Annotated in this window: 18 protein-coding genes; 9 read left to right on the top strand and 9 right to left on the bottom strand. The window is 54.7% G+C overall.

Going from position 1 to position 20560, the window contains the following annotated elements:
- Nucleotides 1–26: 26 nt before the first annotated feature.
- Nucleotides 27–686, top strand: coding sequence for a hypothetical protein (locus tag CKV94_RS08740; RefSeq protein ID WP_035579750.1), 660 nt, complete (start codon nt 27–29; stop codon nt 684–686).
- A 201-nt stretch (nt 687–887) separates the two neighbouring features.
- On the opposite strand, the gene CKV94_RS08745 is transcribed toward CKV94_RS08740, so the two are convergent.
- Entirely contained in the window at nt 888–1796 is a 909-nt protein-coding gene (locus tag CKV94_RS08745; RefSeq protein WP_003821995.1) for an AraC family transcriptional regulator, read from the bottom strand.
- Nucleotides 1797–2052: 256 nt separating this feature from the next.
- On the opposite strand from CKV94_RS08745, the gene CKV94_RS08750 reads away from it, so the two are divergent.
- Nucleotides 2053–2394, top strand: a complete 342-nt coding sequence (locus CKV94_RS08750; protein ID WP_003821994.1) for a carboxymuconolactone decarboxylase family protein — start codon at nt 2053–2055, stop codon at nt 2392–2394.
- 76 nt (nt 2395–2470) lie between these two features.
- A complete protein-coding gene (locus CKV94_RS08755) occupies nt 2471–2857 on the top strand; it encodes a rhodanese-like domain-containing protein (RefSeq protein ID WP_035573289.1) in 387 nt (128 codons plus the stop codon).
- A gap of 111 nt (nt 2858–2968) precedes the next feature.
- On the opposite strand, the gene nadD is transcribed toward CKV94_RS08755, so the two are convergent.
- Nucleotides 2969–3583 carry a nicotinate (nicotinamide) nucleotide adenylyltransferase gene (gene nadD / locus CKV94_RS08760; RefSeq protein WP_003821992.1) on the bottom strand — a complete coding sequence of 205 codons (615 nt, stop codon included), beginning with the start codon at nt 3581–3583 and terminating at the stop codon, nt 2969–2971.
- 196 nt (nt 3584–3779) lie between these two features.
- Complete coding sequence (gene ruvA, locus CKV94_RS08765; protein ID WP_003821991.1) at nt 3780–4361, bottom strand: Holliday junction branch migration protein RuvA; 582 nt, start codon at nt 4359–4361, stop codon at nt 3780–3782.
- A gap of 97 nt (nt 4362–4458) precedes the next feature.
- Here ruvA and CKV94_RS08770 point away from each other — a divergent pair, with 97 nt between their 5' ends.
- From CKV94_RS08770 to glmS, 6 genes are all read left to right on the top strand, one after another.
- The gene (locus CKV94_RS08770) at nt 4459–4938 is read left to right on the top strand and encodes a hypothetical protein (protein WP_003821990.1); all 480 of its coding nucleotides are present in this window, start codon (nt 4459–4461) and stop codon (nt 4936–4938) included.
- Between the two features lie 66 nt (nt 4939–5004).
- Nucleotides 5005–6546 carry a type I restriction-modification system subunit M gene (locus CKV94_RS08775; protein WP_003821989.1) on the top strand — a complete coding sequence of 514 codons (1542 nt, stop codon included), beginning with the start codon at nt 5005–5007 and terminating at the stop codon, nt 6544–6546.
- Complete coding sequence (locus tag CKV94_RS08780; protein ID WP_003821988.1) at nt 6543–7553, top strand: virulence RhuM family protein; 1011 nt, start codon at nt 6543–6545, stop codon at nt 7551–7553. Before CKV94_RS08775 ends, CKV94_RS08780 begins: the two co-directional genes overlap by 4 nt.
- A 165-nt stretch (nt 7554–7718) precedes the next feature.
- Nucleotides 7719–8984 (top strand): restriction endonuclease subunit S, encoded by a 1266-nt coding sequence (locus tag CKV94_RS08785; protein WP_003821985.1) that lies wholly within the window; start codon nt 7719–7721, stop codon nt 8982–8984.
- A 78-nt stretch (nt 8985–9062) separates the two neighbouring features.
- A complete protein-coding gene (locus tag CKV94_RS08790; protein WP_003821983.1) occupies nt 9063–12161 on the top strand; it encodes a type I restriction endonuclease subunit R in 3099 nt (1032 codons plus the stop codon).
- Nucleotides 12162–12338: 177 nt separating this feature from the next.
- Entirely contained in the window at nt 12339–14180 is a 1842-nt protein-coding gene (gene glmS, locus CKV94_RS08795) for a glutamine--fructose-6-phosphate transaminase (isomerizing) (protein ID WP_003821981.1), read from the top strand.
- Nucleotides 14181–14428: 248 nt separating this feature from the next.
- Here the strand turns inward: glmS and CKV94_RS08800 are convergent, their stop codons facing one another.
- The 6 genes from CKV94_RS08800 to pgsA all read right to left on the bottom strand — a co-directional run bounded on the left by CKV94_RS08800 (nt 14429) and on the right by pgsA (nt 20559).
- Nucleotides 14429–15649 (bottom strand): heme biosynthesis HemY N-terminal domain-containing protein, encoded by a 1221-nt coding sequence (locus CKV94_RS08800; RefSeq protein ID WP_003821980.1) that lies wholly within the window; start codon nt 15647–15649, stop codon nt 14429–14431.
- Nucleotides 15646–16893 (bottom strand): uroporphyrinogen-III C-methyltransferase, encoded by a 1248-nt coding sequence (locus CKV94_RS08805; RefSeq protein ID WP_003821979.1) that lies wholly within the window; start codon nt 16891–16893, stop codon nt 15646–15648. The genes CKV94_RS08800 and CKV94_RS08805 overlap by 4 nt, the downstream gene beginning before the upstream one ends.
- A gap of 82 nt (nt 16894–16975) precedes the next feature.
- Nucleotides 16976–17731: a uroporphyrinogen-III synthase gene (locus CKV94_RS08810; protein WP_003821977.1), complete on the bottom strand. Its 756-nt coding sequence runs from the start codon at nt 17729–17731 to the stop codon at nt 16976–16978.
- A gap of 163 nt (nt 17732–17894) precedes the next feature.
- Nucleotides 17895–18713, bottom strand: coding sequence for a hypothetical protein (locus CKV94_RS08815; protein ID WP_003821975.1), 819 nt, complete (start codon nt 18711–18713; stop codon nt 17895–17897).
- Between the two features lie 225 nt (nt 18714–18938).
- On the bottom strand, nt 18939–19739 hold the full coding sequence (locus CKV94_RS08820) for a hypothetical protein (protein ID WP_035579744.1): 801 nt from the start codon (nt 19737–19739) through the stop codon (nt 18939–18941).
- Between the two features lie 229 nt (nt 19740–19968).
- Nucleotides 19969–20559, bottom strand: a complete 591-nt coding sequence (gene pgsA, locus CKV94_RS08825) for a CDP-diacylglycerol--glycerol-3-phosphate 3-phosphatidyltransferase (RefSeq protein WP_003821972.1) — start codon at nt 20557–20559, stop codon at nt 19969–19971.
- Nucleotide 20560 lies beyond the last annotated feature (1 nt).

Below are 20560 nucleotides of genomic sequence, written 5' to 3' on the forward strand. Positions count from 1 at the left end.
CCAATATTGAAAGAAGGAATGACTTTATGAAATCTAAACAAGCACTTTGGTTGCTGTGTGTATCTGCCGTACTCGGCCTTTCCGCCTGTGGCGGCAAAGGTGGTGAAGAACAGGCTCCGGCGCCGCAGCAACAAGCTTCACAAAGCCAGGAAGCCAGCCAGCCGGCTGAAAGCAGCAGCCAACAGGAAGCCGCTTCTATGGACAACTTCCTGAGCAACGCCCAAGCTCTGCAGGCGGCAGAAGATTCTCTCAAAGCCTTGCCGCAGTTCTCTGGCAAGGAATTGAATGTATTCCAAAACGTTCAATTCTATGGCAGCAGCCGTCCGCGCATTGAAATCGACATCCAAGACCCGGAAAAACCGGATAATATCGACCACTACACCTACGAAGACGGTAAGTGGAGCGAACCGCAACCGGTACAAATTTCCGGCGGCGGCGACATGAAAGACAACGTGACCCCGTTGAACGACATCAAGTTTGCCACCGTGGCCACCATCGCCAAAACTTGGAGCGAGAAAGCCAAGGAAGTGGAAGCCACTGAAACCCAGCTGGATTTCGCCAGCTTCCAATTGTGGGTACCGAACCAAACCCGCCGCTGGATTACTTCCACCATCGAAACTCCGCGCGCCAAATACTCTGCTGATTTTAATGTGGATGGCACGTTGAAAGATTTCAAAAAGCAGTAATATAAAGAGCAGCTTAGAGAGTAAATAAAGGCTACCTGAAAACGTAGCGCAGTGAAGTTTCTGCGAAACTAAGTTTTTCAGGTAGCCTTCTATCTTGGATGGGTAAAACCAGAGACCGCCATAGGCAGCAAAAGGCTACCTGAAAGCATAGCGAACACAACGCATATTTTCAGGTAGCCTTCATCCATTAAAACACTATGCTCAAGCCACGGCCTTCTCCGCCTCTTCCAGCTGCTGCACGCGGTATTGTTTCGGCGTTTGCCCGAAATACTGCTTAAACGCACGGTTGAAATGCGATTCCGACACAAAGCCGTTTTCCAGCGCAATGCGCAAAATCGTATCCGCACTTGCCGCCAGCTGCACCGCCGCCTGTTGCAGGCGGATCGACAGCACAAAGCGGTGCGGGCTCTCTCCGATTACCGATTTAAACAAGCGCATCAGCTGTGCCCGCGAGAGTTTGGCCATTTCCGCCATCCGTGCAATCGACCAATCCTCCTGCGGCGCGAGCAACACTGCCTGCAACAGCCCGCTGAGGCGCGGGTCTTCCAGCTGCGATAAAAAAGAAGGATCGCTGCTCTGCTGCCGGTAGCGCCGCAACACCGCCACCAGCATCACCTGCGAAAGCGCATTCACCACCGTGCCGCTGCCGTAGCGCAGCCTTTCTGCCTCATCCAGCATCATCGATGCCGTTTGCCGCATTTCCGGCAGCGGCAGCAGCAGGCATTCTGGCATGCCCAGCCACAGCGCCGCATGGCGCGTGTAGCGGTATTGCCCGCACAATAATTGCAAGCGGTTGCCGCCGCAGTCTTTCACTGCCAGCACGCCGTTTCCGTGAAGCTGCGGCTTGCCCGCCGGTTGCTCCAAGCCCTCCAAACTGTCGGCAATGCTGTGCGCCGTATCGTAGGGCAGCAGCACCGCATCGCCCGTGCTCAACGCCACCGTCTGCCCGTTGCCCACCCGTAGCCAGCCGCTACCCGACACCACCCAATGCAGCCGCGCTGTTTCCGGCTCGGTTTTGTGTTCCAAATGAAACCCGCCGCCCAGCCGGCAGCACACATCAATCCGACCTCGCAGCCGCGCCAGATAAATTAATTTGTCTAACACATCCATTTCTCTTCTCCTTATTGGTCGGTGGCGGGAACATATCGCTAAAACGCTTTACTTTATACGGTGTTGGCTCTCTTTGCCATGTTGCTTGTATTGCCGCTGAGCAGGAAAAATAATTGCTTCAGCTATCGCAGTCAAAAGAATGAGACGATCAGTCAATCCCTACACTAAAACTTATGCCATCATACGCCCCATCAAACGGTTTCGGCAAAAGCCGTCCGTTCAAATTTTATTTGAGTTTATTCGCCAGGAGAACACCATGTTTTTAGATTGGAAAAAACACGCCACCCACGTTAAACAATCATTTGCCAAGCTCGGCAAAGGCCACCCCAAAATGTTGGCCGGCTACGCCGCCCTTGAAAGCGCCGCCGCAGCCGAAGCGCTGGATGCCAAAACCCGCGAACTCATCGCCCTGGCCGTGGCCGTTACCACCCGCTGCGAAAGCTGCATTGCCGTGCACGCCCAAGCCGCTGTGAAAGCCGGTGCCACCGAGAGCGAAGTGGCCGGTGCGCTCGCCACCGCCATCTCCCTCAACGCCGGTGCCGCCTACACCTACTCTCTGCGTGCCCTCGAAGCCGTAGAAGATGCCCGCGAAGCCTAAACCGATTTTCAGGTAGCCTTTAATGAATAAAAGGCTACCTGAAATTCCCCTTTCCACCATCAAGAGAAAGATCCCCATGAAGAAAACCCTCTCTCTAGCCGCCATCGCCCTTTTGGCCGCCCTCCCAGTTGCTGCTTCTGCCCACGGCCAGCATAGCCGCAAGCCTGCCCAGCAGCAAAGCCAGCCGCGCCAGGCCCCCGCCCGCCAAGAAGCCGTCTGGATCGACGTGCGCACGCCCGAAGAATATGCCGCAGGCCATCTGGAAAACGCCAAAAATATTCCGCACGACCAAATCGGCCAGCAGATTGCCGCCCACGTGCCCAATAAAAACACCCCCATCAACCTCTACTGCCGCAGCGGCCGCCGTGCTGAAACCGCCAAACAAGTGTTGGAAAGCATGGGCTACACCAACGTACAAAACCGTGGCGGCTACGAACAGCTCAAACAATCCGGCATGAGATGATAATTGCGGCTTGACCGCATCATACCCACTACCAAAACTACTGCCCCAAAGGCTACCTGAAACTTAAAAAGTTCAGGTAGCCTTTGCTTTGGCAAGAGGCTACCTGAAGAGTTATGCGCCGGTGTGGCAATATAATTGGTGTTGCCGGATGTAGCCGAGCACTTCGGGGGGGATGTCGGGGCTGGTGTGTTCGGTGGTGAGTTGTTGGCGGATTTGGCTGGAGCTGATGGGCAGCGGCTCGGCTCGCAGGATGTGTAGACGGCCTTGGGGCAGGGCTTCGGCCAGCCAGGTTTGCAGTGGGGCGGGGGCTTGGGCGAGGCTGTTGCCGGGGCGGGGGGCGGCGGCGATGCGGCATTGGCGCACGAGGTTTTGCCAGCGGTGCCAGGTGTGCAGTTGCAACAGGCTGTCCATGCCGATGAGCAGCCAGAGCCCGGCGGTAGGGAAGTGTTGGCGGAAGATTTGCACAGTGTCGTGGGTGTAGGTGGCGCCTTGGCGGACGATGTCGCAGTCGCTCACTGCAAGGCGGGAGTCTGCTTGGGCGGCGATTTCGGCCATGGCGAGGCGGTGGTGGGCGGGAGTGCGGGGGGTGATTTTGTGGTAGGGGTCGCCGGCGGGCAGGAGGATGACGCTTTCTAAATCCAGCTCGTCGGCAAAGCTGCGGGCGATGTGCAGGTGGCCGTTGTGGATGGGGTCGAAGGTGCCGCCAAAGAGGCCGATGCGGGGCATGGTGGGGTTCCTTTGCTGGGGCTTTCAGGTAGCCTTTGGGTGGGTATGGCAATAAGTTAAACTTTTGCTACGGCGTTGGCTCACTTGTTGCATGTGTGCATTGTTTGTGGCTTGCCGCTTTGTATTGACTGTGTTGGTTAACTATTAAGAGGCTACCTGAAAATGGTTGGTTCAGTTTCAGGTAACCTTTATCTGTTTATTTCAGCAGGTTTTTCAAGGCTAGGCGCACGCCTTCGCCCACTTCGGTATCGGCTGGGATGCCTTTGGTGGCGGCACGGGCTTCTTTTTCGTTGTAGCCGAGGGCGAGCAGGGTGCTGACGATGTCTTCGCTGCTGTCGCCTGCTTGAGCAGCGAGCTGGGTTTGGACGCCGTTAAAGGTAGTGAGTTTGCCGCGCAGTTCGAGCACCATGCGTTCGGCGGTTTTCTTGCCGATGCCGGGGGCGGAGGAGAGGCGTTTGATGTCTTCGGCGGCAATGGCGGCGGCGAGCTCGTCGGCATTCATGGCGGAGAGGATGCCGAGCGCGGTTTTGGCGCCGATGCCGCTCACTTTGATGAGCTGGCGGAAGGTGTTGCGTTCGCTGTGGCTGCCGAAGCCGAAGAGAAGGTGGGCGTCTTCGCGCACGATGAGCTGTGTGTAGAGCGAGACGGTTTCGCCCACAGGGGGCAGGGTGTAGAAGGTTTGCATGGAAACGTCGGCTTCGTAGGCGACGCCGTTTACGTCGATAACGACTTGCGGGGGGATGGCTTCGATGAGTTTGCCGGTGAGCTTGCTGATCATGGGATGAGGCTACCTGAAAAATGGGAAGAGGGGCATTATATCGGTTTATTCAAACGGGTTATAATCGGGCATTGATTTTGATTGGGTTTAAGGGGGAATGATGATGAAAAAACGGAATTTTGCGGCTGCCGCCTGTGTTGCGCTGTTGGCCGGCTGTTCGGGCAGCAATGTGCTGCTGGGCTTGGGTTTTGCCGGCCGCCATCTTGGCTTGGGCACGGGCTTGAGTATTCCGGTGGGCAGCCGGAATAACGGCAGCAATGTGCAGGATTTGGGCGGTTTGCGCATTATCGAGGAGCAGGTGGTCACGTATTTCGATGCGCAGGGCAAGGCCGTGCCAAACGAAGTGAAGGGCGGCTACTACCGCCAGCTGTTGAGACGCCAAGGCAGGAGTTATTTGGTGCAGGATTTTTACGAGAGCGGGCAGAAGCGCAGCGACGCCATGCTGCTCACCCGCGAGAGCCTGTATGATTTCCGCGCCCATCCGCAAAACGGGGTGCTCACCACTTATGCCATCAACGGCAATATTCTGTATCAGCAGAATTTTAGAAACGGTAAGATGGTGTCGGCTTCGTATTGAGTATTTGTTTATAAGTGTTAATTGGTAAGTTTTAATTTTATGGATAAAGGAAATTAGGAGAGTATCATGACCGCCACCCAACAACGCGCCCAACTGCACCGTCAAATCTGGAAAATTGCCGACGAAGTACGCGGCGCGGTGGATGGATGGGACTTTAAACAATACGTTCTCGGCACGCTTTTCTACCGATTTATCAGCGAAAACTTCACCGACTATATGCAGGCAGGCGACAGCAGTATTGATTACGCTGCCATGTCCGACAGCATCATCACGCCCGAAATCAAAGACGATGCCGTAAAAGTCAAAGGCTATTTCATCTACCCCAGCCAACTTTTTTGCAATATTGCCGCCGAAGCCCATCAAAACGAAGAGCTCAACACTAAGCTGAAAGAAATTTTTACCGCGATTGAAAGCTCCGCCTCTGGCTATCCGTCCGAACAAGACATCAAAGGCCTGTTTGACGACTTCGACACCACCAGCAGCCGGCTCGGCAGCACAGTTGCCGACAAGAACAAACGCCTTGCCGCCGTCCTCAAAGGGGTGGCGGAGCTTGATTTCGGCAGTTTTGAAGACCACCACATCGACCTTTTCGGCGATGCCTACGAATACCTGATTTCCAACTACGCCGCCAATGCAGGCAAATCCGGCGGCGAATTTTTCACCCCGCAAAACGTATCCAAACTGATTGCGCGGCTGGCGGTGCACGGACAGGAGAAAGTCAACAAAATCTACGACCCCGCCTGCGGCTCGGGCAGCCTGCTCTTGCAGGCGAAAAAACAGTTTGACGAGCACATCATCGAAGAAGGCTTCTTCGGGCAGGAAATCAACCACACCACCTACAACCTCGCCCGCATGAACATGTTCCTGCACAACGTCAATTACAACCAATTCCACATCGAATTGGGCGACACGCTGACCAAGCCCAAGCTCAAAGACAGCAAACCTTTTGATGCCATCGTCTCCAATCCGCCTTATTCCATCAACTGGATAGGCAGCGACGACCCCACCTTAATCAACGACGACCGCTTTGCCCCAGCAGGTGTACTTGCCCCGAAATCCAAAGCCGATTTTGCCTTCATCCTGCACGCACTGAACTACCTTTCCGGCAGAGGCCGCGCCGCCATCGTCTCATTCCCCGGCATTTTCTATCGCGGCGGTGCAGAGCAGAAAATCCGCCAATATCTGGTGGAGGGCAACTACGTGGAAACCGTGATTGCCCTTGCGCCCAATCTCTTTTACGGCACCAGCATCGCCGTCAATATCCTGGTTTTGTCCAAACACAAAGACAATACCGACATCCAATTTATCGATGCAAGCGGCTTCTTTAAGAAAGAAACCAACAACAACGTCTTAACCGAAGAACACATTGCCGAAATCGTCAAACTCTTCGCCGATAAAGCCGATGTGCCGCATATCGCCCAAAACGCTGCCCAGCAAACCGTCAAAGACAACGGCTACAACCTAGCCGTCAGCAGCTATGTTGAAGCCGAAGACACCCGCGAGGCCGTCGACATCAAACAGCTCAACGCCGAAATCAGCGAAACCGTCGCCAAAATCGAACGGCTGCGGCGTGAAATTGACGAAGTGATTACAGAGATTGAAGCATGAGCATCATCCTATACACCGCCAACGACGGCACTGCCCAATTTGCCTTGCAGGAATTTGGCGGACAGCTTTGGCTGACGCAGGCGGACATGGCAGAACTGTACCAAACCACCAAACAAAATATCAGCAAACACATTAAAACCATTATTGCAGAGCAAGAATTGGAAGAGGAGGCAACTGTCAACTTCCGGTTGACAGTTCAAAATGAAAACGGGCGCAAGGTAAACCGCAAAATCGCCCATTATTCCCTGCCCATGATTATTGCCGTCGGCTACCGCGTCCGTTCCGCGCGCGGCACCCAATTCCGCCAATGGGCAACCGAACGGCTGGACGAATATCTGACCAAAGGCTTTGCCATAGACGACGAACGCCTGAAAGGCACAGGCGGCGGCGACTATTGGAAAGAACTGCTCAACCGCATCCGCGACATCCGCAGCAGCGAAAAAGCCCTATACCGGCAAGTGCTTGATTTATATGCCACCAGCCAAGACTACAACCCCAAAAGCAGCGAAAGCCAAACCTTTTTTGCCGCCGTTCAAAACAAACTGCACTATGCCGCCAGCCGGCAAACCGCAGCCGAACTGATATACAGTCGTGCCGACAGCAGCAAAGACTTTATGGGGCTGACCACCTTTCAAGGCGCAATCCCCACCCTGAATGAAGCCAAAATCGCCAAAAACTACCTGACCGAAGACGAACTGTTCCGCCTGAACCGTCTGGTTTCCGCCTTCTTCGACCTGGCGGAAATCAAAGCGCAGGAGCAAAGCCCCATGTATATGCGCGACTGGATAGCCGAATTGGACAAATTTTCCGGGCTGTACGGCCAAGGCACATTACAGGGTGCAGGCAGCATCAGCCGCAAACAGGCAGAGCAGAAAGCCGAACGCGAATACCGCGCCTATGAAGCGCGCATCCTGTCGCCGGTGGAGCAAGCCTATCTGGAAAGCGTTAAAGCGTTGGAAAAAACAGCCGTGCAACAGCTTAAACAGAAAAAAGACGGCAAAAAATAACCCTGATTCAGGCTACCTGAAAAAGCAGCCTGCACACTGTTTCAGGCAGCCTGAAAGCAGGACGGGCTTCAGCCCGCCGAAACAACGGCAAACGGACATAGCGGGCTGAAGCCCCTCACAACCGCCCCACATCCCGCCGCAGCGGGAAAGAAACGGAAAACAACCATGGATATGCAAAGCAAAGCGAAAAAATTGATTGAGATAATTCAGACGGCATCGGTGGAGTGGAAGCCGTTGGGAGAGGTTGGCCTATTGGTTCGTGGCAACGGTTTGCAGAAAAAAGATTTTACCGAGAGCGGCGTACCGGCGATTCATTACGGACAAATTTACACCTATTATGGCAATCAGACGGATAAGACTCTTTCTTTCGTTTCACCGGAATTGGCGGAAAAACTGAAGAAAGTAGATAAAGGTGATGTGGTAATTACCAACACTAGTGAAAATATAGAAGACGTAGGAAAAGCCCTTTTATATTTGGGAGAAGAGCAAGCCGTTACAGGAGGACACGCAACTATTTTTAAACCAAGCAAAGAAATTGTTGGCAAATTCTTTGTCTATTTCACTCAAACAGAAATTTTTGATAAGGCAAAAAGAAAATTTGCAAAAGGAACAAAGGTTATTGATGTTTCCGCAACCGATATGGCAAAAATCCAAATCCCCATCCCATCATTGGAAACTCAGCAAAAAATTGTAAAAATACTTGACAAATTCACCGAGCTGGAAGCTACGCTGGAAGCTACGCTGGAAGCAGAATTAGTCCTGCGCAAACGTCAATACCAGTATTACCGCGACTTTCTTTTAGATTTTGACAATCAAATCGGGGGGTGGATAGCTGATGGCTATAAAGGCCGTCTGAAAGATGTGGTTTGGAAGACGTTGGGGGAGATTGCCGAATATTCAAAAGACCGTATTTGTTCGGATAAACTGAACGAACATAATTACGTGGGCGTGGATAATCTCTTACAAAATAGAGAAGGTAAAAAGTTATCCGGTTATGTTCCAAGCGAAGGAAAAATGACAGAATATATTGTCAATGACATTTTGATTGGAAATATTCGTCCGTATTTGAAAAAAATCTGGCAGGCAGACTGCACAGGTGGAACAAACGGTGATGTTTTGGTTATCCGGGTAACAGATGAAAAGGTTAATCCAAAATATTTGTATCAGGTATTGGCCGATGATAAATTTTTTGCTTTTAATATGAAGCACGCCAAAGGTGCAAAAATGCCGCGTGGCAGCAAAGCAGCGATTATGCAATATAAAATCCCCATCCCCCCACTCCCCAAACAAGAAAAAATCGTCGCTATCCTCGACAAATTTGACACCCTGACCCACTCCATCAGCGAAGGCCTGCCGCACGAAATCGCCCTGCGCCGCAAACAATACGAATATTACCGCGAACAGCTGCTTGCCTTCCCCAAGGCAGCCTGAAAAAGCAGTCTGCACATTTTCAGGTAGCCCAATCCGAACATCAAACCGTTTAAAACCCGATACTGCAAAGGACGACCCATGAACCTCGAAACCAAACCCATCGCCGAAACGCCGAATTTCATCGTGCTCGACCAATATGAAAAAATCGAACAGTCGGGCAGCTACCAATCGGAAAACCAGTTAGAAGCGGAGTTAATCGCCGATTTGCAGAATCAGGGGTACGAATACCGCAAGGACTTGAACAGCCAAAGCAGGCTGCTGGAAAACCTGCGCGCCCAGTTGCAGCGGCTGAACGATGTGGCGTTTTCAGACGGCGAATGGGCGCGGTTTTTGACGGAATATCTGGACAGGCCGTCTGAAAACATTACCGATAAAACCCGCAAAATCCACGACGACCATATTTACGATTTCGCTTTTGATGATGGCCGTCTGAAAAACATTTATCTGCTGGACAAGAAAAACCTTGCCCGCAACCATGTGCAGGTTATCAACCAGTTTGAGCAGACGGGCACGCATGCAAACCGTTATGACGTTACCGTGTTGGTAAACGGCTTGCCGCTGGTGCAGATTGAATTGAAAAAGCGCGGCGTGGCGGTGCGTGAAGCATTCAATCAGGTGCACCGTTACAGCAAAGAGAGCTTCAACAGCGAAAATTCGCTGTTCAAATTCCTGCAAATCTTCGTGATTTCCAACGGCACGGACACGCGCTATTTCGCCAACACCACCAAGCGCGACAAAAACAGCTTCGATTTCACGATGAATTGGGCGCGGTCGGACAATTATCCGATTAAAGATTTGAAAGACTTTACCGCCACGTTCCTGCAGAAAAGCGTATTGCTGAGCGTTTTGCTGCATTACAGCGTGTTCGATGCGAATGATACGCTGCTGATTATGCGGCCGTACCAGATTGCCGCCGCCGAACGCATTTTGTGGAAAATCAACAGTTCGGCGCAGGCGAAGAATTGGAGCAAGCCGGAAAGCGGCGGCTATGTTTGGCATACCACGGGCAGCGGCAAAACGCTGACCAGCTTTAAGGCGGCGCGTCTGGCGACGGAATCGGCGTTTATCGACAAGGTTTTCTTCGTGGTGGACAGGAAGGATTTGGACTACCAGACGATGAAGGAATACCAACGTTTTTCGCCCGACAGCGTGAACGGTTCGGAAAGCACGGCGGGCTTGAAACGCAATTTGGAAAAAGACGACAACAAAATCATCGTTACCACCATCCAAAAGCTGAACAACCTGATGAAGAGTGAAGATAATCTGCCGGTTTATCACCAGCAGGTTGTATTTATTTTCGACGAATGCCACCGCTCGCAATTCGGCGAAGCGCAAAAAAACCTGAAAAAGAAATTTAAAAAATTCTGCCAATTCGGCTTTACCGGCACGCCGATTTTTCCCGAAAACGCTTTGGGCGCGGAAACCACGGCGGGCGTGTTCGGACGGGAGTTGCATTCTTATGTGATTACCGATGCCATCCGCGATGAAAAAGTATTGAAATTCAAAGTGGATTACAACGATGTGCGCCCGCAGTTCAAAGCCGTGGAAGCGGAACAGGACGAGAAGAAACTGAGTGCCGCCGAAAACCGCAAAGCCCTGCTGCACCCCGAACGCATCCGCGAAATCACGCAATATATCCTGAACCAGTTCAGGCAGAAAACGCACCGCTTGAATGCGGGCGGCAAAGGCTTTAACGCCATGTTTGCCGTCAGCAGCGTGGATGCGGCCAAGTGTTATTACGAAGCGTTCAAAACACAACAAGCAGGCAGCCTGCACCCGTTGAAAGTGGCCACTATTTTTTCCTTTGCGGCCAACGAAGAGCAAAATGCCGTCGGTGAAATTGTCGATGAAACCTTTGAACCGGAAGCGATGGACAGTAGCGCGAAAGAATTTTTGCAGGTTGCCATCAACGATTACAACGCCTGTTTCAAAACCAATTTCGGCACGGACAGCAAAGCCTTTCAGAACTACTACCGCGATTTGGCAAAACGGGTGAAAAACCAGGAAGTGGATTTGCTGATTGTGGTCGGCATGTTTTTGACGGGTTTTGACGCGCCGACGCTGAACACGCTGTTTGTCGATAAAAACCTGCGCTATCACGGCCTGATGCAGGCGTTTTCGCGCACCAACCGCATTTACGATGCCACCAAAACCTTCGGCAACATTGTCTGCTTCCGCGATTTGGAGCAGGCAACCATTGATGCGATTACCCTGTTTGGCGACAAAAACACCAAAAATGTGGTGCTGGAAAAAAGTTACGAAGAATACATGAACGGCTATACCGACAGCCAGACCGGCGAAGCGCGGCGCGGCTATTTGGATGTGGCAAAAGAATTGCGCGAAAACTTCCCCGATCCCGATAGAATCGAAAAGGAAAAAGACAAAAAAGCTTTCGTAAAACTCTTCGGCGAATACCTGCGGGCGGAAAACGTATTGCAGAACTACGATGAATTTGCCGCATTGCGCGAGTTGCAGAATGTGGATGCGGCGGACGAAGATGCTATGAAGGCGTTTCAGGAAAAATACTACCTGAGCGATGAAGACGTGCAGGAAATGCTGCAAGTGCCGATGCCGTCTGAAAGGGCAGTGCAGGATTACCGTTCCACCTATAACGACATCCGCGACTGGCTGCGCCGCCAAAAAGCAGGCGAACAGAAAGAGCAATCAAAAATCGACTGGGACGATGTGGTTTTTGAGGTGGATTTGCTCAAATCGCAGGAAATCAATCTGGATTACATCTTGCAACTGGTTTTCGAACACCACAAAAAAATCAAAGGCAAAGCGGAGCTGGTGGAAGAAATCCGCCGCATCATCCGCGCCAGCATCGGCCACCGAGCCAAAGAGAGCCTGATTGTAGATTTCATCAACGATACGGATTTGGACAAAGTGCCCGACGTTCCCACCATACTGGAAACCTTTTACACATACGCGCAAGAAGTGATGAGGCGCGAAGCAGCAGAGCTGATTGCCGCCGAAGGCCTGAACGAAACCGCCGCCAAACGCTATTTGACCGGCTCGCTCAAACGCGGCTATGCCAGCGAAAACGGCACGGAACTGACCGAAGCCCTACCGAAAATGAGCCCGCTCAACCCGCAATATTTGACGAAAAAACAAAGTGTCTTCCAAAAAATTGTTTTGTTTGTGGAGAAGTTTAAGGGGGTGGGAGATGGTGTGTAAATTTGGAATTTCTTGCTAAAATTGGCAATAGAAATAAGAAAGTATTTATGCTGCTGTCGTTTTAGGAATAATTTCCTGTTTCCCAAAAATAACAGTAGAAACCTGGTTTGCTATAATCTGCCTGATTTTTAGCCGCTTCGGCGGCTGGCAACCAAATAGTATGAGAAGGACTTTGCAATGTGCGGTATTGTGGGCGCGGTGCGCGCCAATCAGAATGTGGTGGATTTTCTTACCGACGGCCTGAAGCGGCTGGAGTATCGGGGCTATGATTCTTCCGGTATTGCGGTGGGCACGGAGCAGGGCGTGATTGAGCGCGTGCGCCGTGTGGGCCGTGTACAGCTGATGGAAGAAGCGGCTAAGGCAGCCGGCCTGTGCGGCCACATCGGCATCGGTCACACCCGCTGGGCCACGCACGGCGGTGTAACCGAGCCCAATGCGCACCCGCATATTTCAGGTAGCCTGATTGCAGTGGTGCACAACGGTATCATCGAAAATTTCGAAGAAGAGCGTACCCGCTTGCAAGGCTTGGGCTATGTGTTTGAATCACAAACCGATACGGAAGTGATTGCCCACAGCGTACACCACGAATACACCGCCAACGGGCATCAACTGTTTGCCGCCGTGCAGGCCGCCTGTGCGCGTTTTCACGGCGCGTATGCGATTGCCGTGATGGCGCAGGACAAACCGGCGGAATTGGTGGTGGCACGCATGGGCTGCCCGCTCTTGGTGGCTCTGGGCGAGGGCGAAACCTTTGCCGCATCAGATGTTTCTGCCGTGGTGGCCTTCACGCGCCGCATCGTGTATCTGCAAGACGGCGATATTGCCGAATTGGGTAGCGAAGGTATCCATCGCCTCGTTGATTGTAGCGGGCAAGAAGCCAAACGCGAAGTGCGCGTGTCCGAGCTGTCGCTTACCTCGCTGGAGCTGGGCCCTTATAGCCACTTCATGCAGAAGGAAATTCACGAGCAGCCCAAGGCGATTGCCGATACTGCCGAAGTATTCCTCGGCGGCGGCTTTGAGCCGGAAAACTTCGGCGCCAAAGCGCGGGAAGTATTTGAACACATCCGCAGCATCAAAATCTTGGCCTGCGGCACTTCCTACTACGCCGCGCTCACTGCCAAATACTGGCTGGAAGCCATCGGCAGAGTGCCGACCGATGTGGAAATTGCCAGCGAATACCGCTACCGCGACGTGATTGCCAGCCCCGACCAATTGGTGATTACCGTATCCCAATCCGGCGAAACGCTAGATACCATGGAAGCCTTGAAATACGCGCAATCGCTGGGGCAGAAGCACAGCTTGTCCGTGTGCAATGTAATGGAATCCGCCCTACCGCGTGAGAGCGAACTGGTGCTCTACACCCGCGCCGGCGTGGAAATCGGCGTGGCCTCCACCAAAGCCTTTACCACCCAGCTGGTGGTATTGTTCGGGCTGGCAGTTACCCTGGGCAAAATGCGCGGCCATGTGTCCGAGCAGCAGGCACAGTCTTATATGGAAGAGTTGCGCCAGCTGCCCGGCAGTATCCAGCACGCGCTCAACCTCGAGCCGCAGATTGCCGCCTGGGCGCACAAATTCGCAGAGAAAAACAGCGCCCTGTTTTTAGGGCGCGGCATCCACTACCCCGTGGCCTTGGAAGGCGCGCTGAAACTCAAAGAAATCACTTATATCCATGCCGAAGCCTACCCCGCCGGCGAGCTCAAACACGGCCCCTTGGCGCTGGTGGACGCGAATATGCCTGTGGTGGTGATTGCGCCGAACGACAGCCTGCTGGATAAAGTGAAGGCCAATATGCAGGAAGTGGGCGCGCGCGGCGGTGAGCTGTTTGTGTTTACCGATTTGGACAGCAACTTCCAGCCCAGCACCAATGTGCACATCATCCGTACCCCGCGCCACGTGGGCGTGCTCTCGCCGATTGTGCACACCATCCCAGTGCAGCTTCTGGCCTACCACGCCGCCTTGGTGCGCGGCACGGATGTGGACAAACCGCGCAATCTGGCTAAATCGGTAACGGTGGAATAGCGCGGCTGGAATGGAAAAAGGCTACCTGAAAGTTTTGGGCTTTCAGGTAGCCTTTGGCTTGGGGTAAATATAAGTTGGTTGGGATTGCTGTACCAACTAGTGGCAAAGGTGATTTCCTGGTTAGCAGCGACAGGGTAAGTTGGCACGAATAGGTATAGCGAATTAAACCTGAACTAGAAAGGCTACCTGAAACGAGCTTTGCTAATTTTTGCGCAGCTTGTTTCAGGTAGCCTTTTTACCGTATGCCTTTATTCGGCAGCGGTTTCGTCGTCTTCCGGAGTGATTTCGGTCAGCACCAGCTGGCGTTGCTGCTCGGCCTGATCGGGTTTGTCCATTTCGTCAAACACTTTGGCCAGCACCAGGCGTGCCTGCGGGGTGGCTTGGGCTTGCAGGCTGGCTTCGAGATAGCCTTGGGCTTTGCCCCACAGTTGTTTGGCGTAGGCCATTTGGCCGAGGTGCAGCAGCAGGGCGGCATCTTGCGGGGCGTCGTTCAGCCAGCCTTCCACGGTATCCATGATTTTCTGCTGTTCGCGCGGGCTGAGGTAGCGGGCGGCTTCAATCATGGGCGGCAGGAGCTGGGCGTTGCGGTGTTTCGGATAGTGGGTTTTCACCCATTTCACCACGCGGGGATACTGGCCGATTTGCAGCATTTTTTCGGCAATCGGGGCGCAGAGTTCGCCTTCCTGCATTTCTTTGGGAATGCGGCCGAGGCAGGCTTTGAGCGCGGGATAGTCGGTGGCGAGGGCGAGGAGCTCGCGCCAGGCCCATTCGCGGTATTGGGCGGCTTCGGCGGCGTTGAGGGCAGAAGCTTTTTCCAGTTTGGCCACACGGTCAAGCACTTCCAAGGGGTTGTTTTGCTCAAACATATAGCGCAGCTGCAGGCGCACCAGGCGGGTGAGCTTGGGGTTGATGGCGGCAGCGGCAGCCAGGGCGGCCTCGGCGGCGGGATAATCCTGCCGGTTGAGTGCGGATTCGGCTTCGAGCAGGTGGCGCGAGAGCTGAGCTTTGTGCGGCAGCTGGGCGATTTCTTTCAGGTAGCCTTCGCGCTTGGCATCGTCGCCCATTTGGTCGGCACTGTGCACGGCGAGCATCAGGGCGAGGGTGCGGTTGTGGCCGGCTTCTTTGTTTTCCAGCACTTTGGCGGCTTCTTGCTCGGCGTGTTGGAATTTGCCTTCGAAGTAGGCGAGGCCGGCTTTGTTGAGCGCGGTTTCGGCATGATGCGCCTGGCGGCTGCGGCCGAAGCGGCGCATGCGGCCGGGGATATTGATGATGCCGTTAATCAGACGCAACAGCAGATAAAGCAGCACCACGAACACGATCATGGCGCCCGCAAACAAATGCAGGTTTACCGCAATCTGGGTTTGGGTTTGATCGATAACGATATACACGTTGCCGCTGTAATGCTGCGCAACAATGGTGAGGCCGACAGCGGCGGCAAACAGCACGATAATCCAAATCAGGCCTTTCATGATTCAATCCCCTTGCGAGCGGCGGAAGCCTGAGCCGGCGCAGGAAGTGCGGGAGCGGAGGCTGCCGGTGTGGGTTGGCTGGCCGGCGCGGGCACGGAAACGGGCGCGGCAGGTTGCGAAGCGGCGGCTTCGGAAGCGGCTTCAGGCTGGCCGAGGATTTCGCCTTGGCGCTGCTGGTGGTAGTCGGCGATGGCTTTCAGGCTGGCGGAAAGGCTGTCGCCCACGTTGCCGCTACCCGGCTGGATGGCCTTGAGCTGGGCAATTTCGCGCAGCCAAGATTGGGCAGCGGGAGTGGCGGCGTCAAAGTATTGACGCACGGCGTTTTCCGAGGCGGCCAGGTCGTTTTGGTAGATGTCGTTTTGGCGCTGCATCAGAGCCACTCGGGCAGAAAGCAGGTGCAGGCGCAGGTTTTCGCGCACATAAAACGCCTGTTCGGGCGACATCAGGAGCGCATCGGTGCTATTGAGGCGGCGGATTTCCACCATGCCTTTGAGGCCGCCGAGAGTGCGGTTCCAGGCTTGGCGCCACCACGGATCATTCGGCGAGGTGGCAGCAGGTGCGGCGGCTTGCGGCGGGCGCAGGCTGGAATCGGCCAAGAGCGGCAGTGCGCCCACGGCGGCTTCCAGGCGGCTCAAGCGCAGTGCGGCGTTGGCGGTGTCGGTGAAGGGACGCTGGCGCAGTTTGGCCAAGTCGGCGCTAACGGCCTGTTTCAAAGGCAGCAGCTGCGGCTGCTCGAAACGTGCCAAACGGGCATCGAGCCCTTCGAGCACGGCCACGGCGGCGGGCACGTTGTCGGCAATCACCAGCTGCTGGCCGGCCAGATTGAGCGCGGCTTCAGCTTCGTCCACCACCCAGTCGCTACGGGTTTTCAGCAGCTCTTGCAGGGCGCGGTTGTTGGCAGCGGCTTCAGCCTGTTGGGTTTGCATATCGCTTTGCAGCTGCTTGATTACAGCTTCGTTGTCTTGCAGCTTGCGGCCGGCATCGGCCAAGAGGGCGGCATTTTGCGATTCGCCCAAGGCAGCCTGATTGATTTTTTGATCGAACTGGATTTCCTGGCGTTTGAGCAGGTTTTGCCCCTGCACAAACAAAAAGCCGCTGGCACCCAGGCCGAGCACGGCCAGCACGAGGGCAAACGCGCCCAGGCCTTTGCCGCCGGATTTAACAACCACCGGCGCGACAGGGCTGGCCGGGGCGGGAGCGGGAGGCTGTACGGCGGGTACGGATTCGTTTTCCGGTTGGCTCATGCTATTCCTTTCATATTATTCAATCGGTTGTGAGGCTACCTGAAAGCCGGTGTGGCGTTTGCACACATTGGAATTTCAATTTTCAGGTAGCCTGAGTGAGGTGTTGCCGTTCGGCAATTAAAGCGTTTTCCAACTCTGCAGCCGAACTGAGCAGGCGGATGCGTGCCGCGCCGGCTTGGCTCAGTGCCTCGGCAATGCGCGGATGATGGGCGAAGTATAGCAAGGATTGCAGCTGCTGGGTTAGGCTTGCAGGTGCCGCGGCAAACAGCAGGCGCACTTGTTCGGCAGAGGTAATCCACGCAGCGGCGGGCTGTGCGGCGGTAAACAGCGTCCAATCAGGCATGAGCGGCTGGCGTTGGTAAATATCGGCACAGGCTACCTGAAAACCGCGTCGGTATAGGGTATCGGGTAGGGTGTTGCGGCCTTCCCGCCCGCGGATAATCACCACGGATGCACCCGGATTCAGGCGCTGCCATAGCGGCAGGGCGAGCACGGCTTCGCTGTCGTGGCCGTTATCGGGCGCAACGATACGGGCAAAACCGGCTTGCTGCAAGGCTTTGGCTGTGCCGCTGCCTACGGCGATTTGCGGTTGCGACAGGCTGGAAATGAGGCTACCTGAAAGTAGCGACAGGGCGGTTTCTACTGCGGTGGGGCTTATCCAAACGGCAGCTGAGGCTTGCTGCAACTGTGTGGGCAATCCGGCCAGCGCGTTTGCTTCGGGCCGGATATGGATGAGTGGGAAGGGTACGGGTTGCCAGCCGGTGCGCCGGCATAGGGCAGCATCGGCGGGAATGCGATTGGCGGGGCGGATGATGAGTAGGGCAGGCGGGTTGTTCATCAGTGAAGATGGATTCGGGAATGGTTGGCTTGATGTTTTCTCTTGGCAGAAGCTCAGCTTTAGAAATGCCGAAATCTCGTTTCAGGCAGCCATCATGCAATGGCAGAAGGCTACCTGAAAAAAGGGAGGGCTGCCAAGCGGCATTCCTCCCTTTTGTTTGCGCTTAAAACAATTTCATGCGCTCTTGCATCCCTGTGCCCAGCCAGAGTAAAGGCAGGCTGACGGGTAGGGTAACGATATCGAGGGCGGCGGTGAATGGGGTGGCGAGTGCGCGGCCAACCCCTCCCGCAGATATGGATGAAACGGGTTTGGTTGTGGTTATTGTGGTACTGATGGTTACGGGCAGCGGCGTTTCAAAACGGTAGTCGTAGTTCATACCGTTCGGGCGGACGTAGAGCCGGCCACACACCTGAATCGTGCGGGCATAGCGGGATGCGCCTTTGCTGTCGGTAACCTGCCTGAATTGCAGCCGTCGCAATTCGGCGAGTTCGCGGCGGCGCTCGGCGGGAGAAAGACGTGGGTTTTCTTGATAAACCAAATCGAAATCCGCGCTGCAGAAGCGTTGCCCCGACGGACTGGTGTTCAGCCTGAAGCCTTCCCAAGGCGGGGTACTGCAGCAGTTTTTGGCGTCATCGGAAGGAGAGTACATTTGGAAGGGTTGGGACAGCTTCACGTTTAAAATCGCGCCCAAATCCACTTCCCGGGCTGTTTCGCCGCTTCCAGCCCGAGGGTTGCTGCCTTTGGTTAACACATAGATATAGCGCTCGCCCAACATGACGATGCTGTTGGGCGGCAGTTTTTGGCTGTCGGGCTTGACGCGGGCGAAGCCGACCACGGTGTCGTTTTCGGTGTGGGTTGAGGTTGAGACGGTGTAGTCTGGCGACGAATCATGATTTTCCCACAGCGCATAAGTGGCGCAGCCGTTTAGCAGCATCAGGGCGGCGGCGAGGAAGAGGGGTTTCAACAGGGATTTTGCAAACATGGCTTGATCCTTTGCTTGAGTGGGTGAGTGGCCAACCTTGGATGGTTGGTGATGGATATTAACATTTGCTTGTGGGAAAGGCTACCTGAAAAGTGTCGGCGGGCGGCAGGTTAGATTTCAGATAGCCTTATATTTTTGCTGTAAATTTTCAGGTAGCCTGCTTGAAGGGTGAGGCTACCTGAAAAAAGGGAGGATTGCCAGTGGCACTCCTCCCTGCATCTGAGCTTAAAAGCCTGGTTTCATGTCCTTGAGCGCAAAGACTGCGAACGGCAGGACGATGGGCAGGGTAACGATATCGACGGCTGCGGTAAACGGGGTAACGAGGGCACGACCGACTGCGCCGGATACGTTGCTGCTTCTTTGGGTAACCGTGCTGCTGATGGTAACGGGTATCGGTGTTTCAAAACGGTAGTCGTCTTTCATGCCGCTCGGGCGGGTGTAGCGCTGGCCGCACACCCGGATTGTGCGGGCATAGCGGGAGGCGCCTTTGCTGTCGGTAACTTGCCTGAATTGCAGCCGCTCCAGCTCGGCGCGCTCGCGGCGGCGCTCGGCGGGGGAAAGGCGCTGGTTTTCTTGATAAACCAAATCGAAATTCGCGCTGCAGAAGCGTTGCGCCGACGGGCTGCCGGCCTCCAGCCTGAAGCCTTCCCAAGGCTGGGCGCTACAGCAGTTTTTGGGGTCGTTGGAGGGGTCGTACATTTGGAAGGGCTGGGACAGCTTCACGTTTAAAATCGCGCCCAAATCCACTTCCCGGGCTGTTCTGCCGCTTCCTGTTCTCGGATCGCGGCCTTTATCCAGCACGTAGATATAGCGCTCGCCCAGCATCACGATGCTGTTGGGTACCAGTTGCCGGCTGTCGGGTTTGGCACGGGCAAAGCCGACCACGGTGTCTTTGTCGGTGTGGGTGGAGGTGGTGGAGCGGCCTTCCGATTCATAATCTTTCCATAAGAAGGCGGTGGCGCAGCCGTTGAGCAGCATCAGGGCGGCGGCGAGGAGGAGGGGTTTCAACAGGGATTTTGCAAACATGGCTTGATCCTTTGCTTGAGTGGGTGAGTGGCCAACCTTGGATGGTTGGTAAATGGATATTAACATTCGCTTGTAGGAAAGGCTACCTGAAAAGTGCCAGAGGGCGGCAGGCTGGGGTTCAGGTAGCCTTTTCTATATATACAAGATTTCAGGTAGCCTTCTGTGCGAAAGAGGCTACCTGAAAAATATGAGGGTTCGATGGGGTTGGTTAATGGTGCGTGTGGCGTTTTCAGCCGGCTTCGGGAGGACGTGGCTGTTTGAATTCTTTGGCGGCCATTTTGAGGTAGTAGAACATTGACCACAGGGTGAGCACGCAGGCGGCGAACATGAGGGCGTTGCCCAGCCAGATGAAGTCGAGGCCGAGGGCGGGCCAGCTTTGCAGCAGCAGCAGGGTGATGGCGGCCATTTGGGCGGCGGTTTTGAATTTGCCAACGGTGGCCACGGCCACGCTGTTGCGTTTGCCCAGCTGCGCCATCCATTCGCGCAGGGCGGAGATGGTGATTTCGCGGCCGATGATGATGATGGCGCAGATGGCCCAGGTACGGTCGAGCCGCACCAAGAGGATGAGGGCAACGGCCACCATGAGTTTGTCGGCTACGGGGTCGAGGAAGGCGCCGAAATCGGAAGTTTGCTTCCATTTGCGGGCAAGGTAGCCGTCGAACCAGTCGGTTACGGCGGCGAGCACGAATAATGCGGCGGCGCAGGTGTTTACGGTTTGGATACCCACACGCCAGGAGGCGGGCAGGTAGAAAAGGGCGGTAAACAGCGGAATCATGAGGATGCGCGACCAGGTAAGCAGGATGGGGATGTTCCAGGGCATG

The sequence above is a fragment of the Eikenella corrodens genome, from assembly GCF_900187105.1.
GTDB lineage: Bacteria > Pseudomonadota > Gammaproteobacteria > Burkholderiales > Neisseriaceae > Eikenella > Eikenella corrodens.